Below are 13,038 nucleotides of genomic sequence, written 5' to 3'. Positions count from 1 at the left end.
CTGTGGCCTGCGACGTGACGATGGACACGGTGGGGTGGACCGGGCCGGACGCCGGGGCGGAGAGGGCCGCGACCGTGGACACTTGGGCCATGCGTCCGTATCCGAGCCGCCCGGTGGCCCCTCCGCATCCCAGCCGTCCGGCGGCCCGTCCGTATCCGAGCGGCCTTCGGGCGGCCCGTCCGCATCCCGGCCGTCCGGCGGCCCGTCCGCATCCGGGCAGTCGTCGGGCCGTCGCAGGGCTCGCCGCTCCCGCCGCGGCCCTCCTGCTGCTCCTGGGGGCCGCCTGCCCCGCCGTCGCCGCCGACGGGGAGCCCGACCGTGACTTCACGATCGAGGACCCCCGCATCACCGAGTCCAGCGGCCTCGCCGCCAGCCGTCTCCACCCGGGCATCTACTGGACGCACAACGACAGCGACGACGGCCCGTACGTCTTCGCCGTCGACTCCCGTACCGGAAAGACCGTCGCCACCGTCACCATGCGGGGCGTCGGGGAGCCGCGCGATGTGGAGGGCATCTCGATCGGGCCCGACGGGGACATCTACGTCGGTGACATCGGGGACAACCTCGACGGCACCTGGAGCCACGTCTGGATCTACCGCTTTCCCGAGCCCAAGACCCTCCGGGACACCACCGTCACCGCCACCCAGTACGACGTCCAGTACGCCGACGGGCCGCGCAACGCCGAATCGCTGATGGTCCATCCGAAGACCGGCCGCGTCTACATCGCCTCCAAGAACGAGGACGGCGGCGGCCTCTACGAAGGCCCCGGCAAGCTCACCACCGGCTCCATGAACGTCTTCCGGCGCGTGGGCGAGGTGCCGTGGGTGACCGACGGGGCCTTCTCGCCCGACGGGCGCTCGCTGGCGCTGCGCTCGTACTTCAGCGCCCGGGTGTACGCCTTCGAGAACGGCCGCCTCGGGGAGAGCCGGGCGGTCGCGGCGCCGTTCCAGCGGCAGGCGGAGTCGGTGACGTACACGGCGGACGGCTCGGCCCTGATGTTCGGCTCGGAGGGGACGCGCAGCGGTGTCGTGCGCGTCGAGGTCGAGGGCGGCGGCAAGCCGGGCGGGAGCGGGGGCACGGGGGGCGGCCAGGAGCAGGGGAAGCCCGCGGGGAACGGGAGCCCGGGGCAGGGCGGGAGCGCCGGTCAGGAGGACGACGGCAAGGGCAGCGTGGGGCTGGGGGCCGCGATCATCATCGGCGTGGGGGCGCTCTGGTTCGCGCTCCGGCGGAAGCGGGGGCGGGGGCAGGGCTGAGGGGCGCGTGGCGACGGTGCCGAGGGGCAGGGCGCGCCGGCAACCGGGCCGAGGGGCGAGGGGTGGGGCAGGGGTGAGGCGCGGGGCAACAGGGCCGAGGGGTGAGGGCAGGGCTGGGGCCCACCGGAGTGGTCAGTGGCCGTTCGTGATCGGCCACACCTCGTAGTGGAGCGTCCGGTCCCGCTTGAGCCGGTGCACCAGCGGCACCAGCACGCCCTGCACGATCGGGTACTTCCGCGACAGCATCCGCGCCGCGTGCGTGTTCTCCTTCGTGCCCGGCCGCAGCAGCCGGGCGTGGGCCCTGATCTCCGGGCCCGTCGGTCTGCCCCGGACCGTGCAGGGGGCCAGCTCCACCTTGGGGTGGTTGCGCATCCGCTCGACCTTCCAGGCCGAGGAGAACGTACGGATGAAGGCGTGATCGCCCTCCACGGCGATGTTCACGGGCGTGCCGACGGACGTGCCGTCCTGCCGGTGGGTGCTCAGCAGGACGGCGTACTGCTTCACGAAGGGAGCGAGTTCCCGGCTGGCTTCCATATATCCATTGGGGCACGGGCCGGGCGCGCTGTCATGTCCGGTCCGCAGTGGCCTCCGCCGCCCCGTCGGTCCGCGCCCCGTCCGTCCGCGCCCCGTCCTCCGCCGCCCGTTCCGTGACCAGGGCCTCGAAGCCGGCGATCAGCCGCCGGAGCCCGAACGTGAAGTGGTCGAAGTCGGCGCTGAACGTGTCCTCCGACATCCCCGCCATCGTCGGGTACGCGCCGCTGAGCATGGCCCGCTCCAGGTAGGGGCGCTGGTTCTCCCAGAACTCCTCGTCGCTCAGCCCCGTCTGCGCCACCGCCTCCGCCGCGTCGGCCCGGGTGCGGGCGAGGCCCTCGACGAAGCTGTTGACCGTGATGATCACGCCGATCAGCTCGGGGTCGCGCAGCCCCATGGAGCGCAGGGCGGTGAGGGAGAGCTCCAGGCCCCGCAGGGCGCTCGGGCCGAGCACCGTACGCGCCTGGTTGATCTTCAGCAGCCAGGGGTGGCGCCCCAGGTTGTCCAGGTAGGTGCGGGCCATGGTGTCGATCGCCCCCCGCCAGTCACCGGGTACGGGACGGTCGGCGGGTACGGGTTGGTCGGCGGCCGGGTGGTCCGGCTCGGCGGAGAGCGGCTCGCCCAGCACCCGGTCGAGCATCAGGTCCAGGAGTTCGGCCTTCCCGGGGACGTACCGGTAGAGCGACATCGTGCCCGTGCCCAGCTCCGTGGAGATCCGGCGCATGGAGACGGCGGACAGGCCCTCCGCGTCCGCGACGGCGATGGCGGCCGTGACGATCCGGTCCAGGGTGAGGCCCGGTTTGGGGCCGCGGCTGGGGCGGTCACCGGTGCCCCACAGGAGTTCCAGGGTGCGCGCGATGTCGCCGCTGCCGGTCGCCGTGCCGTCCGCCGCCCGGCCGGTCACCGCAGAGGCCGTCCCCGTCTCCGTTCCGGTCCGTGCCCCCGTTCCGGTGCCTGTCCTCGTCGCCGGGCCGTCGGTCGGCCCCGTGGTCGCTCCGTCTTTCGCCATGAGGGCAGCGTAATGCGCCGGAGGTGATATGGGTACGCCGTACTCGTATTCAGGTACACCGTACTCAGTTTGGGGTACGGTGTACTCAGTTCGCTCGAACGCCGGTCGGAGAACAGGGGGTTGTGCCATGCCCACGTCTGGGAGCGCCTACGCGGTGCTCGCCGAAGGGGTCGTGAAGCGGTACCGGAGGCGGGGGAGGGGCGGGGCGGAGAAACGGGCGCTCGACGGGTTCGACCTCGCCGTCCGCCCCGGCACCGTCCACGGACTGCTCGGCCCGAACGGGGCCGGGAAGACCACCGCCGTACGGGTCCTCGCGACCCTCCTGCGGTACGACGGGGGCCGGGCCGAGGTCGCCGGGCTCGACGTGGGGCGCGAACCCCGCCGCGTACGGAGCAGGATCGGGCTCGCCGGGCAGTACGCGGCCGTCGACGAGGGGCTCACCGGGCGGCAGAACCTGGAGATGTTCGGGCGCCTCTTCCACCTCGGCAACCGCGGGGCCCGGCTCCGCGCGGGGGAGCTGCTGGAGCGGTTCGACCTGGTGGAGGCGGCCGGGAGGAGCGCCCGGGAGTACAGCGGCGGCATGCGGCGGCGGCTCGACCTCGCCTCCTCCATGATCCTCTCGCCCGATGTGCTCTTCCTGGACGAGCCGACCACCGGGCTCGACCCGCGCAGCCGGGGCGAGGTCTGGGAGACCGTACGGGGCCTGGTGGCGGGCGGTACGACGGTGCTGCTGACCACGCAGTATCTGGAGGAGGCGGACCGGCTCGCCTCGCACATCACCGTCATCGACCGGGGGCGGGCCATCGCGGACGACACCCCGGACGCCCTGAAGGACCGGGTCGGCGGCGACCGGATCGAGGTCGTCGCGGCCGACGGGGGCGATCTCGCGGCGGTGGCGCGGGCCGTGGACCGGGTGGCCGGGGGCGGGCTCGTCGTCACCGACGCCCCCGCCCGCCGCGTGCACGCCCAGGTCACCGACCGGGTGGCCGCCCTCACCGAGGTGGCCCGGAGCCTTCAGGACGACGGGATCGCGGTGGAGGACATCGGGCTGCGCCGGCCGAGCCTGGACGATGTGTTCCTGCGGCTGACGGGCCACGGCACGGGAGCCGACGACGCGCAGGCCGCAGGGGACGCGCCGGGCGCAGGGGACGCGGAGACCGTACGGGAGGTGGCGGCGGCATGACCGTACTCGCACCGGACCCCGCGGCGGCGGCCGAGGCGCCCCGCGAGCGCGGACGCGCCTACTGGGCGGTCTCCGACTGCTGGAACATCACCCGCCGCAGCCTGACCCACTACCAGCGGCAGCCGTCCGCCGTCGTCTGGCAGCTCGGCTTCCCGATCCTCTCCGTGCTGCTGTACGGGTACGTCTTCGGCAGCGCCATGAAGGTGCCGGGCGGCGGCGACTACCGGGAGTTCCTGATGCCCGGCATGTTCGCCATGACCATGGCCATGGGCTTCATGAACACCGCCGTGGCCGTCGTCACCGACGCGGGCAAGGGGGTCGTCGACCGCTTCCGGTCGATGCCGATGGCCCCCTCCGCCTTCGCCTCCGCCTTCGCCTCCGGCCGCGGGGCGGCCGACCTGACGGTGGCCGCCGCCGAACTGGCCATCCTGGCCGCCACCGCGCTGCTGATCGGCTGGCGCGCGGGCGGCGGGGTGGTGCCCGCCCTGGGGGCGTTCGGGCTGCTCCTGCTGCTGCGGTTCAGCCTGATCTGGGTGGGCGTCTGGCTCGGCCTGCTGGTGCCGACCCCGGAGGCGGCGGGCGGGCTGTACGCGGTCGCCTTCCCGCTCACGATGATCTCCAGCACCTTCGTCGCCCCGTCCCTGATGCCGGGCTGGCTGGGCACGGTCGCCGCCTGGAACCCGATCTCCTCCACCGCGACCGCCACCCGCGAGCTGTTCGGCAACCCGGTGGCCGGGGGCGGCACCTGGGTGGAGGAGCACGCCCTGCTGATGGCCGTGGTCTGGCCGGTGGTGATCACGCTGGTCTTCCTGCCGCTGGCGGTACGCCGGTTCCGGCTGCTGAGCCGGTGAGGGGCGGTTCGGGGGGTGCGTACGGGGTGGGGCCGCGGCGGTTGCCGCGGTTCCGGGCGGGGCGGTGGCCACGGGCGCGACGGTGACCGGGGGCGTGGCGGTCGCGGTGGCCGTTCAGTCCGGCTGCTTCTCCATGTGGGCGAGGACGCGGTTGGAGATGCGGGCGAGGGTGTCCAGCTCCTCCTGGGTGAGCGCGTCGACGAAGAGCCGCCGCACATGGTCCACGTGCACGGGCGCGGCCTCCTCGATCGCCGTGCGGCCGGCCGGGGTGGCGACGACGAGCGCCCCCCGGCCGTCGTCGGCGCACTCCTCCTTCGCCACCAGCCCGCGCTTGGTCATCCGTCCGACCTGGTGGGACATGCGGCTCTTCTCCCACTCCAGCAGCTTGGCCAGGTCCGTGAGGCGCATCCGCCCACCGGCCTCGGTGAGTTTGGCCAGGACCAGGTAGTCGGCGGCGGACATGTGGGAGTCGGCCTGGACCCGGCGGGAGAGCCGTCCGATGAGCTTCTCCTGCATGCGGATGAAGCTGTCCCAGGCGGCCTGCTGTTCGGGGGTCAGCCAGCGAGGCGGTGCGTCCATGGAAGGAGCGTAGCGAGACGGCCGGGACGCTCCGTAAATCGGCCGCCACCAGCACTGGTTGACGCATCAACCACCCCCTGCCTAGAGTGGGTGACACGTCAACTAAATGGCGTACGGCTCCAGAAGGGACACCCCCATGAGCACCCCGAACACGGCCGGATCGAACAAGGCCGGACTCGACGCGCTGCTGACGCCCGAGGAGAGCGTCCTGGTGCTGATCGACCACCAGCCGTTCCAGTTCGCCAACCTGAACAGCCATGAACCGGCGACGATCGTCAACAACGTCGTCGGACTCGCCAAGGCGGCCAAGGCGTACGGCGTCCCGGCCATCCTGACCACGGTGCTGGAGGAGCGCGGCGGCTATCTGATCCAGGGGATCCAGGACGTGTTCCCCGAGCAGAAGCCCATCGACCGGACCTTCATCAACACCTGGCAGGACCGGCGCGTCGTCGACGCCGTGAAGGCGACCGGGCGGAAGAAGCTGATCCTGGCCGGGCTCTGGACGGAGATCTGCCTGGCCATGCCCGCCATCCAGGCGGCGGGCGAGGGCTTCGACGTCTACGCCGTCACCGACGCCTCGGGCGGCGTCTCGGCGGAGGCCCACGACATGGCGGTGCGCCGCATGGTCCAGGCGGGCGTCGTCCCGATCACGTGGATGGCCGTGATGGGCGAGTGGCAGCGCGACTGGGCCCGTGAGGAGACCGTTCCGGCGGCCGCCGGGATACAGGCCCAGCACGGCGGCGGCTCCGGGGTGGCCTTCGCCTGGGAGATGCAGCTGCTCGCCGCCGGGCGCGCCGGCGGCGGCGCCTGACCGCCCGGGGGCCGAAGATGACGTATCAACCGCACCGGTTCACGGTGGGGAACAGCGGACGGAGGTCCCATGACGGTCCAGGTCGATGACGTTCCCGAGGCCAGGCGGTACGAGGCGAGAGTGGACGGGGGCTCCGATGTCGCGGGCTTCGCCGACTACATCCGTACGGCGGAACTCGTCGCGTTCGTCCATACCGAGGTCGCGCCGGAGTACGAGGGCCAGGGGGTCGGCTCGGCCCTGGTCCGCACGGCCCTCGACGAGGCGCGCGCCGCACAGCTGAGGGTGCTGGCCACCTGCCCGTTCTTCGCGGCCTGGATCGCCCGGCACCCCGACTACCAGGACCTGCTGTACCAGTCCCGCAGCAAGGTCAGCGACTGAACGGCGGTGAGCGGACACGACCGCGACGGGAGGCGGGCATGAGCGACACGACCGGAGGAACGGGCGGGACGGGCGGGACGGGCCGCAGGGCCTACGAGGGCCGCTCGATCACCGTGACCTTCGAGGCCGGGCGCTGTCGGCACGCCGCCGAGTGCGTCCGGGGCCTGCCGGAGGTGTTCGACACGGCCCGGCGGCCATGGATCCGGCCCGACGCCGCCGACGCCGGGCGGGTGGCGGAGGTGGTGCGGCGCTGCCCCTCGGGGGCGCTCCGGTACGAGGGCGAGGCCGGCGGGGCGGAGCTTCCGCGCCCGTCGCCCCCGCCCACGGGGGCCGCGGACCCGGAGTGATGATCCGGGCGGGAGGTACGGGGCCCGCTGTCGCACGGCGGCCCGGCGTGCGGTCGCCTTTCGGGCAACGGCAGCCGTGTGACGGCAGCGGCAGCCGTGTGATGACAGGCCCTGGGGTCGTGACGGCAGGCCCTAGTAGGGCTTTGTTAGGTGGTGTCGTAGGGCTGCCATGGGGTGGGTTGTCGGCAGGTGGGGCAGGTTCCGGTCCAGGTGGCTAGCAGATGTTGGAGGAGGGCCAGGGCTTGGTAGAGGGTCAGGCCCTGGCAGGGACTTTTGGGCATGACCGCTGCTCGGTCAGGAAGAGGTGGGCGGCGGTGACGAGGGTGACGTGGCGGTGCCAGCCGGTGAACGAGCGGCCCTCGAAGTGGTCCAGGCCCAGAGCTGTCTTCAGCTCGCGGTAGTCGTGCTCGATCCGCCACCGGGCCTTCGCCAGCCGGACCAGATCCTTCGTCGGGATGTCGGCGGGCAGGTTCGAGATCCAGTACTTCACCGGTTCCGCCTCGCCTTCGGGCCATTGCGCGATCAACCAGACCAGAGGGATCGTGCCGTCAGCTGCCGGTTTCGGGCGGCGCCCGGCGAGACGGACCCGCAGGAGTACGAAGTGCGCGTTCATCGCGGCCTTCGAGCCCATGCGCCAGGTCACAGCCCGGCCGCTGCTGCGTCCAGCAGCCAGCACATGCTCGCGCAGGGCTGCCGGGCGGATGCGGTAGCGGGGAAGCGGACGGGGGCCGAGACCGCCGTAGTCGGGCGTATGCGGCACCGCGTCCTGACCGTGCGCGGTCATCTCGCCCTTCACCTGGAGCACCCAGGCATGACCGCGTTCGTCCAGACCGCGGCGGAAGTCGGCGTTCGCGCCGTAGCCGGCGTCCGCGACGAGGACCGCGGGCCGCAGACCGGTGGCGGCGAGGTCGTCGAGCATGGCCAGCGCCAGTTGCCACTTGGGGCGGTGGCGCTCGGTCTCGGGAATCCGGCAGGCCCGCCGACGGGCCTCGGCTTCGGGCTCGTCCCAGGCGGTGGGCAGGAACAGCCGCCAGGACAAGGGACATGAAGCCGTGTCGGAGGCAGCGTGGATGCTGACACCGATCTGGCAGTTGCCGACCTTGCCCAGAGTGCCGGAGTACTGCCGGGCCACGCCCGGCGAGAAGACACCGTCCTTCGGGAAGCCGGTGTCGTCCACCACCCACGCCTGCGGTCGCACCGCTGCCACCGCCCGCCACGCCAGACGGGTCCGGACGTCCTCGACCGGCCAGGTCGAGGACGTCATGAACTGCTGCAACTGTTGGTGATCGACCCCGAGCCGTTCCGCCATCGGCTGCATCGACTTCCTCCGACCCTCCAGCAGCAGGCCCCGCAGATACAGAGCACCCTTCTGCCGCTGGTCCCGCCGCACCAACGGCGCGAACACCTCCGAAGCGAACTCCTCCAACCGACCCCGCACCACGGCAAGCTCCCCAGCCCTCATACAGCCAGCGAACTACCACACACCCAAAGTGACAAGACCACCTAACAAAGCCCTACTAGGGTGGTGCGCCATGACCGCACCCGATCCCGCGCCGGACTTCGTGCGCGCCACCCGCCGTTCGTACGACGCCATCGCCGGTGGATACGCGCGGTGGACCCGCGACGAACTCGCCGCCAAGCCCCTGGAGCGCGGCCTGTTGGCCGTCTTCGCCGAGCACGTGGTGACGGACGGGGGCGGACTCCCGCTGGCCGATGTCGGGTGCGGTACGGGCCGGGTGACCGGTCATCTGCACCGACTCGGCCTGGGCGTCGAGGTGTTCGGGATCGACCTCGCGCCGGGCATGCTGGCCGAGGCGCGGCGGGACCATCCGGGCCTGCGGTTCGAGGAGGGCTCCATGCTCGGCCTCGACCTGCCGGACGGCTCCCTGGGCGGCCTCCTCGCCTGGTACTCCACCATCCACGTCCCGGACAAGGAACTGCCGCGCGCCTTCGCCGAGTTCCACCGCGTGCTGGCCCCGGGCGCCCCCGTACAGCTCGGCTTCCAGGTGGGCGACGAGCCGCTGCGGCTGACGGAGGCGCTGGGCGAGGAGGTCTCGCTCGTCTTCCACCGGCGGCAGCCCGAGCGGGTGGCCGAGCTGCTGCGGGCGGCGGGGCTGGAGGTGCGGGCCGTGGTGCGGAAGGAGCGGGATGCGGAGGGGCCGTTCCCGGAGCGGGCGCCGCAGGGGTTCGTCCTGGCCCGGCGGCCCCGAATGGCAGACGGGTACGGAGGGGCGGAGAGTGGATGAGGGGGTTCCGTACGGGCGCGGCGAGAGCGCCCGTGGCAACCACTCTCTGTGAGGCGGACATGGCCGACATCGAAACGCGGAGCGGAAACGCGGCGAAGAGCGGCGGCGGAGGCGGCGTGCGCGGCACGACCACCATCGCCGACGGCGTCGTGGCCACCATCGCCGGAATAGCCATCCGGGAGACCGACGGCGTCCACTCGGTGGGCAAGGGCGCGTCGAAGGCGCTGGGCGCCGTCACGAGCCGGGTCTCCGGCTCCTCGGGCGCCGGGCGGGCGGTCAAGGTGGAGGTGGGTGAGAAGCAGACGGCGATCGACGTCGACGTCGAGGTGGAGTACGGCGTCGCGATCCACGAGCTGGCCGACCGGATCAGAGGCCAGGTCGTCGAGGCCGTGGAGTCGATGACCGGGCTGGAGGTCGTCGAGATCAACATCAACGTCTTCGACGTGCACATCCCCGACGACGACGATGAGGACGAGGAGGACTCGGGCGGCCGCGTGCAATGAGGTCCGGACCGGGCCCGTGAGAGCCGGGCCGGGCCGGGTCCGGGGCGCTCGGAGGGCTGATTGTCAGTGGTGGCTGTGAGGATGGGGGCACACCGCGACAGAGCGGACCGTGCAGGACCGCGCACAGCGACTGACGAGCACAAGGACTGAGGGGGGACGCCATGGGCGCCTGGGACATCGGCCACTTCGACAACGACACCGCGGCCGACTTCGGCGGGCGGGTCGACGACGCCGAGCCGGACAAGAAGGCGGACGTCCTGCGGGCCGTCCTGACCGCCGCCGCCGACACCGCCCCGGAGGACTATCTGGACGAGGGCGAGGAGGCGGTCGCGGCCGCCGCCCTGGTCGCCGCCCAGTGTCCCGGCGGGGAGCCGATCACCACGGCGTACGGCCCCAAGGACCCCGTCCCCCCGCACCCGGCCGACCTCCGCCCGCTGGCGGTCCGCGCCCTGGACCGTCTCACCGGCGCCAACGCGGAGCCGCTGGACCTGTGGGCCGAGGCCGGGGCGGAGAAGGAGTGGCTGGCCGGGATAGCCGCCCTGCGCGCGGTGCTGGCGGCGGCACCGGCGGAGTGAGTACGTGAGGCGGCTTCCCGGCCACGCAGAGCCCGGGAGCTCCGTCGACGCGGGGCCCGTGCGCCCCGCTCGGCGCGCTCCGAGCCCGGGTGCTCGGGTCGCGCTGAGCTCGCGCGCTCTGGTCGCTCCCGGCCCGGGCGTTCGGGCCACTCCGAGCCCGAGTGCTCCGAACGCTCCCCGGGCCTGTGCGCCCCGGTCACTCCATGCCCGGGAAGCGGCCCACGCCGCCGTCGATCAGTTCGCGCAGGATGTCCATGTGCCCGGCGTGCCGGACGGTGTCCTCCAGCATGTGGATGAGCACCCACCGCATCGACACCACCCGCCCGTCCCACGCGGTGCCCGTCGTCTCCAGGTCCGTCTCCCGGATCGCGGCGTCGGCGGCCGCGCGGGCCCGGGCGTAGAAGACCACGATGCCGGCGGTCGTCTCGTCGGCGGAGGCCGCCATGTCCTCGGTCGCGGGGTCGAACCAGAACGGCTCGGTCTCCCGCCCGAACGTCGAGCAGAACCACCCGTATTCGACGGCCGCCAGATGCTTCACCAGCCCGAGCAGACTCGTCCCGCTCGGCGTCATCACCCGCCGCACCTGCTCGTCGTCCAGCCCTTCCAGCTTCCACAGCACCGCATCCCGGTGCAGGTCCAGACTGGCGTGCAGGCTCTCCTTCTCGCCTCCGGTGTACGGGACATGGAGGGCGGCGGGACGAACGGGTGCGGAGGAGGCAGAAGGTACGGGGCCGGGCTGGGGCTGGGGTGAACTCATGGTGCGCACCCTAGTGTTCTCCCCTCACACCCGTCCTCAGCGTTTCGGGCGGCCCGCGCGCACGATCTCGTCGACGTCCAAGGTGACTTCGGCGCCGAGGGAGTCCGGCAGCGGGGCCTCCTGGCCGGGGGCGTAGACCTCGTGACGGTCGTAGCCGCCGGGGAGCGGTTCGGTGAGGACGTGGACGCGGCCGTGCTTGCGGTCGACGACGACGTAGACCGGGATCTTGGCCTGGGCGTAGGCGGTGACCTTGTGGCGCAGGTCGTTCCGGTGGCTCCCGGAGGTGACCTCGGCCACCAGGCGGAAGCAGGCGGGGTCATAGGTCGCGTTTTCGGCCGGGTGGTCCCGGTAGTCCGCGTCGACGACTGCCAGGTCGGGGATCGCGTAGTCCTCCGGGCTGCCGGGCAGCCGGAGACCGATGCCCTGGAGGACCCTCGTCTCCTTGCCGTGGAGACCTGCGGCGCCGAGTGCCAGCGTGAGCGTGGTCAGTGTGTCGGCGTGCGGGCCGTTCAGGAGCGGGGTGGCCGTGATGACCCCGCCGATGATCTCGAAGCGGCTGTCCGGCAGCCGGGCGGAGAGCGGTTGGCGCTGTCCAGCAGCGAGCCGGGTCCGATGCCGGAGGTCGGGCCGGGCGGTGCTGCGTGCATGGAGTCTCCTGCGGGCGGTGGGGCTCGATGCTCCATGATCGTGCGGCCGGGAGAGGGGAGTTGGGCCCGGGGTTCCGCGTCACCCGGTCCGGTGACGCGGAAACGGCCCGGCACGCCGTGTGGGTGCCGGGCCGTCTCCGTACAGCCGTGGAAGACGCGAGGAGCTACAGCTTCTCGATCACGTAGTCGATGCACGCCGTCAGTGCCTGGACGTCCGCCGGGTCGATCGCCGGGAACATGGCCACGCGCAGCTGGTTGCGGCCGAGCTTGCGGTACGGCTCGGTGTCGACGATGCCGTTGGCGCGCAGGACCTTGGCGACGGCCGCCGCGTCGATCTCGTCCGCGAAGTCGATCGTGCCGATGACCTGCGAGCGCTTCGCCGGGTCCGTGACGAACGGGGTGGCGTACTTGGACTCGTCGGCCCAGGTGTAGAGGTGGCCCGACGAAGCCGCCGTGCGGCCCGTCGTGAAGTCCAGGCCGCCCTGGGAGTTCATCCACTTCAGCTGCTCGTTCAGCAGGAAGAGGGTGGACAGCGCCGGGGTGTTGTACGTCTGGTTCTTCAGCGAGTTGTCGATCGCCGTCGGCAGCGAGAAGAACTCCGGGATGTGCCGGCCCGAGGCGTGGATCCGGGCCGCGCGCTCCAGGGCGGCCGGGGAGAACACGCCGATCCACAGGCCGCCGTCGGAGGCGAAGGACTTCTGCGGGGCGAAGTAGTAGACGTCCGACTCGGTGATGTCGACCGGGAGACCGCCCGCGCCCGAGGTGGCGTCCACCAGGACGAGCGCGCCCTCGTCGGCGCCCGCGACGCGCTTGACCGGGGCCGCGACACCCGTGGAGGTCTCGTTGTGGGTGAAGGCGTAGACGTCCACGCCCGCCTCGGCCTGCGGGTCCGGGTGGGTGCCCGGGTCGGAGGCGATGACGGTCGGGTCGGAGAGCCAGGGCGCGAGCTTGGCGGCCTTGGCGAACTTGGAGGAGAACTCGCCGAAGTTCAGGTGCTGGGACTTCGTCTCGATCAGACCGTGCGTCGCGATGTCCCAGAAGGCGGTGGAGCCACCGTTGCCGAGGATGACCTCGTACCCCTCGGGGAGGGAGAAGAGCGCGCGCACCCCGTCCCGTACCTCGCCGACCAGGTTCTTGACCGGGGCCTGGCGGTGGGACGTGCCGAGGAGAGAGGTGCCGGTGGCGGCCAGCGCGTCGAGCGCCTCCGTCCGCACCTTGGAGGGACCGGCGCCGAAGCGTCCGTCTGCGGGCTTGATGTCAGCGGGAATCTGGATGTCGGCCACGAGTCGGAGCGTAGTCCCTCGGCGGCACGGCGTTGCAACCGTGTCCGTCCGGTGAGACGCACGCTCCGGCTCGTAGACCCCCTAC

Annotated in this window: 16 protein-coding genes; 9 read left to right on the top strand and 7 right to left on the bottom strand. The window is 72.4% G+C overall.

The window, feature by feature from the left end; translation table 11 throughout:
* The first annotated feature begins 89 nt into the window (after positions 1 to 89).
* Complete coding sequence (locus DJ476_RS14155) at positions 90 to 1,253, top strand: WD40 repeat domain-containing protein (protein ID WP_318294676.1); 1,164 nt, start codon at positions 90 to 92, stop codon at positions 1,251 to 1,253.
* Between the two features lie 132 nt (positions 1,254 to 1,385).
* Here DJ476_RS14155 and DJ476_RS14150 read toward each other — a convergent pair whose 3' ends face one another.
* Together DJ476_RS14150 and DJ476_RS14145 are read right to left on the bottom strand one after the other, a co-directional pair.
* Positions 1,386 to 1,787 (bottom strand): PPOX class F420-dependent oxidoreductase, encoded by a 402-nt coding sequence (locus DJ476_RS14150; protein WP_019767000.1) that lies wholly within the window; start codon positions 1,785 to 1,787, stop codon positions 1,386 to 1,388.
* 31 nt (positions 1,788 to 1,818) lie between these two features.
* Positions 1,819 to 2,793 (bottom strand): TetR/AcrR family transcriptional regulator, encoded by a 975-nt coding sequence (locus tag DJ476_RS14145; RefSeq protein WP_318294675.1) that lies wholly within the window; start codon positions 2,791 to 2,793, stop codon positions 1,819 to 1,821.
* Between the two features lie 127 nt (positions 2,794 to 2,920).
* Here DJ476_RS14145 and DJ476_RS14140 point away from each other — a divergent pair, with 127 nt between their 5' ends.
* Together DJ476_RS14140 and DJ476_RS14135 are read left to right on the top strand one after the other, a co-directional pair.
* Positions 2,921 to 3,976, top strand: a complete 1,056-nt coding sequence (locus DJ476_RS14140; protein ID WP_103419048.1) for an ATP-binding cassette domain-containing protein — start codon at positions 2,921 to 2,923, stop codon at positions 3,974 to 3,976.
* Positions 3,973 to 4,827, top strand: a complete 855-nt coding sequence (locus DJ476_RS14135) for an ABC transporter permease (RefSeq protein WP_112490671.1) — start codon at positions 3,973 to 3,975, stop codon at positions 4,825 to 4,827. Before DJ476_RS14140 ends, DJ476_RS14135 begins: the two co-directional genes overlap by 4 nt.
* 114 nt (positions 4,828 to 4,941) lie before the next feature.
* On the opposite strand, the gene DJ476_RS14130 is transcribed toward DJ476_RS14135, so the two are convergent.
* Positions 4,942 to 5,406, bottom strand: a complete 465-nt coding sequence (locus DJ476_RS14130; RefSeq protein WP_053559956.1) for a MarR family winged helix-turn-helix transcriptional regulator — start codon at positions 5,404 to 5,406, stop codon at positions 4,942 to 4,944.
* A gap of 136 nt (positions 5,407 to 5,542) precedes the next feature.
* On the opposite strand from DJ476_RS14130, the gene DJ476_RS14125 reads away from it, so the two are divergent.
* The 3 genes from DJ476_RS14125 (at position 5,543) to DJ476_RS14115 (ending at position 6,942) form a co-directional block, all read left to right on the top strand.
* Complete coding sequence (locus tag DJ476_RS14125) at positions 5,543 to 6,217, top strand: hydrolase (protein ID WP_103419050.1); 675 nt, start codon at positions 5,543 to 5,545, stop codon at positions 6,215 to 6,217.
* 69 nt (positions 6,218 to 6,286) lie between these two features.
* Positions 6,287 to 6,595 (top strand): GNAT family N-acetyltransferase, encoded by a 309-nt coding sequence (locus DJ476_RS14120; protein ID WP_103419051.1) that lies wholly within the window; start codon positions 6,287 to 6,289, stop codon positions 6,593 to 6,595.
* Between the two features lie 38 nt (positions 6,596 to 6,633).
* Positions 6,634 to 6,942, top strand: coding sequence for a (4Fe-4S)-binding protein (locus DJ476_RS14115; RefSeq protein WP_103419052.1), 309 nt, complete (start codon positions 6,634 to 6,636; stop codon positions 6,940 to 6,942).
* Positions 6,943 to 7,195: 253 nt separating this feature from the next.
* On the opposite strand, the gene DJ476_RS14110 is transcribed toward DJ476_RS14115, so the two are convergent.
* Positions 7,196 to 8,404, bottom strand: coding sequence for an IS701 family transposase (locus DJ476_RS14110; protein ID WP_079167082.1), 1,209 nt, complete (start codon positions 8,402 to 8,404; stop codon positions 7,196 to 7,198).
* Between the two features lie 70 nt (positions 8,405 to 8,474).
* Between DJ476_RS14110 and DJ476_RS14105 the strand changes: the two genes are divergently transcribed.
* The 3 genes from DJ476_RS14105 (at position 8,475) to DJ476_RS14095 (ending at position 10,266) form a co-directional block, all read left to right on the top strand.
* Entirely contained in the window at positions 8,475 to 9,188 is a 714-nt protein-coding gene (locus DJ476_RS14105; RefSeq protein ID WP_112490670.1) for a class I SAM-dependent methyltransferase, read from the top strand.
* Positions 9,189 to 9,247: 59 nt separating this feature from the next.
* Positions 9,248 to 9,691, top strand: a complete 444-nt coding sequence (locus DJ476_RS14100) for an Asp23/Gls24 family envelope stress response protein (protein ID WP_103419054.1) — start codon at positions 9,248 to 9,250, stop codon at positions 9,689 to 9,691.
* A gap of 161 nt (positions 9,692 to 9,852) precedes the next feature.
* Complete coding sequence (locus DJ476_RS14095) at positions 9,853 to 10,266, top strand: DUF4259 domain-containing protein (protein WP_112490669.1); 414 nt, start codon at positions 9,853 to 9,855, stop codon at positions 10,264 to 10,266.
* Positions 10,267 to 10,462: 196 nt separating this feature from the next.
* Here DJ476_RS14095 and DJ476_RS14090 read toward each other — a convergent pair whose 3' ends face one another.
* From DJ476_RS14090 to serC, 3 genes are all read right to left on the bottom strand, one after another.
* Positions 10,463 to 11,023 carry a DinB family protein gene (locus DJ476_RS14090; protein WP_208853499.1) on the bottom strand — a complete coding sequence of 187 codons (561 nt, stop codon included), beginning with the start codon at positions 11,021 to 11,023 and terminating at the stop codon, positions 10,463 to 10,465.
* A 36-nt stretch (positions 11,024 to 11,059) separates the two neighbouring features.
* Complete coding sequence (locus DJ476_RS14085) at positions 11,060 to 11,590, bottom strand: Uma2 family endonuclease (RefSeq protein WP_318294882.1); 531 nt, start codon at positions 11,588 to 11,590, stop codon at positions 11,060 to 11,062.
* Between the two features lie 244 nt (positions 11,591 to 11,834).
* Complete coding sequence (serC, locus tag DJ476_RS14080; protein WP_103419056.1) at positions 11,835 to 12,953, bottom strand: phosphoserine transaminase; 1,119 nt, start codon at positions 12,951 to 12,953, stop codon at positions 11,835 to 11,837.
* Between the last annotated feature and the right edge of the window lie 85 nt (positions 12,954 to 13,038).

This window comes from Streptomyces bacillaris (assembly GCF_003268675.1).
GTDB lineage: Bacteria > Actinomycetota > Actinomycetes > Streptomycetales > Streptomycetaceae > Streptomyces > Streptomyces bacillaris.
Note: the sequence above shows the minus strand (reverse complement) of the source record. Positions and strands in the feature narration are given on the sequence as shown.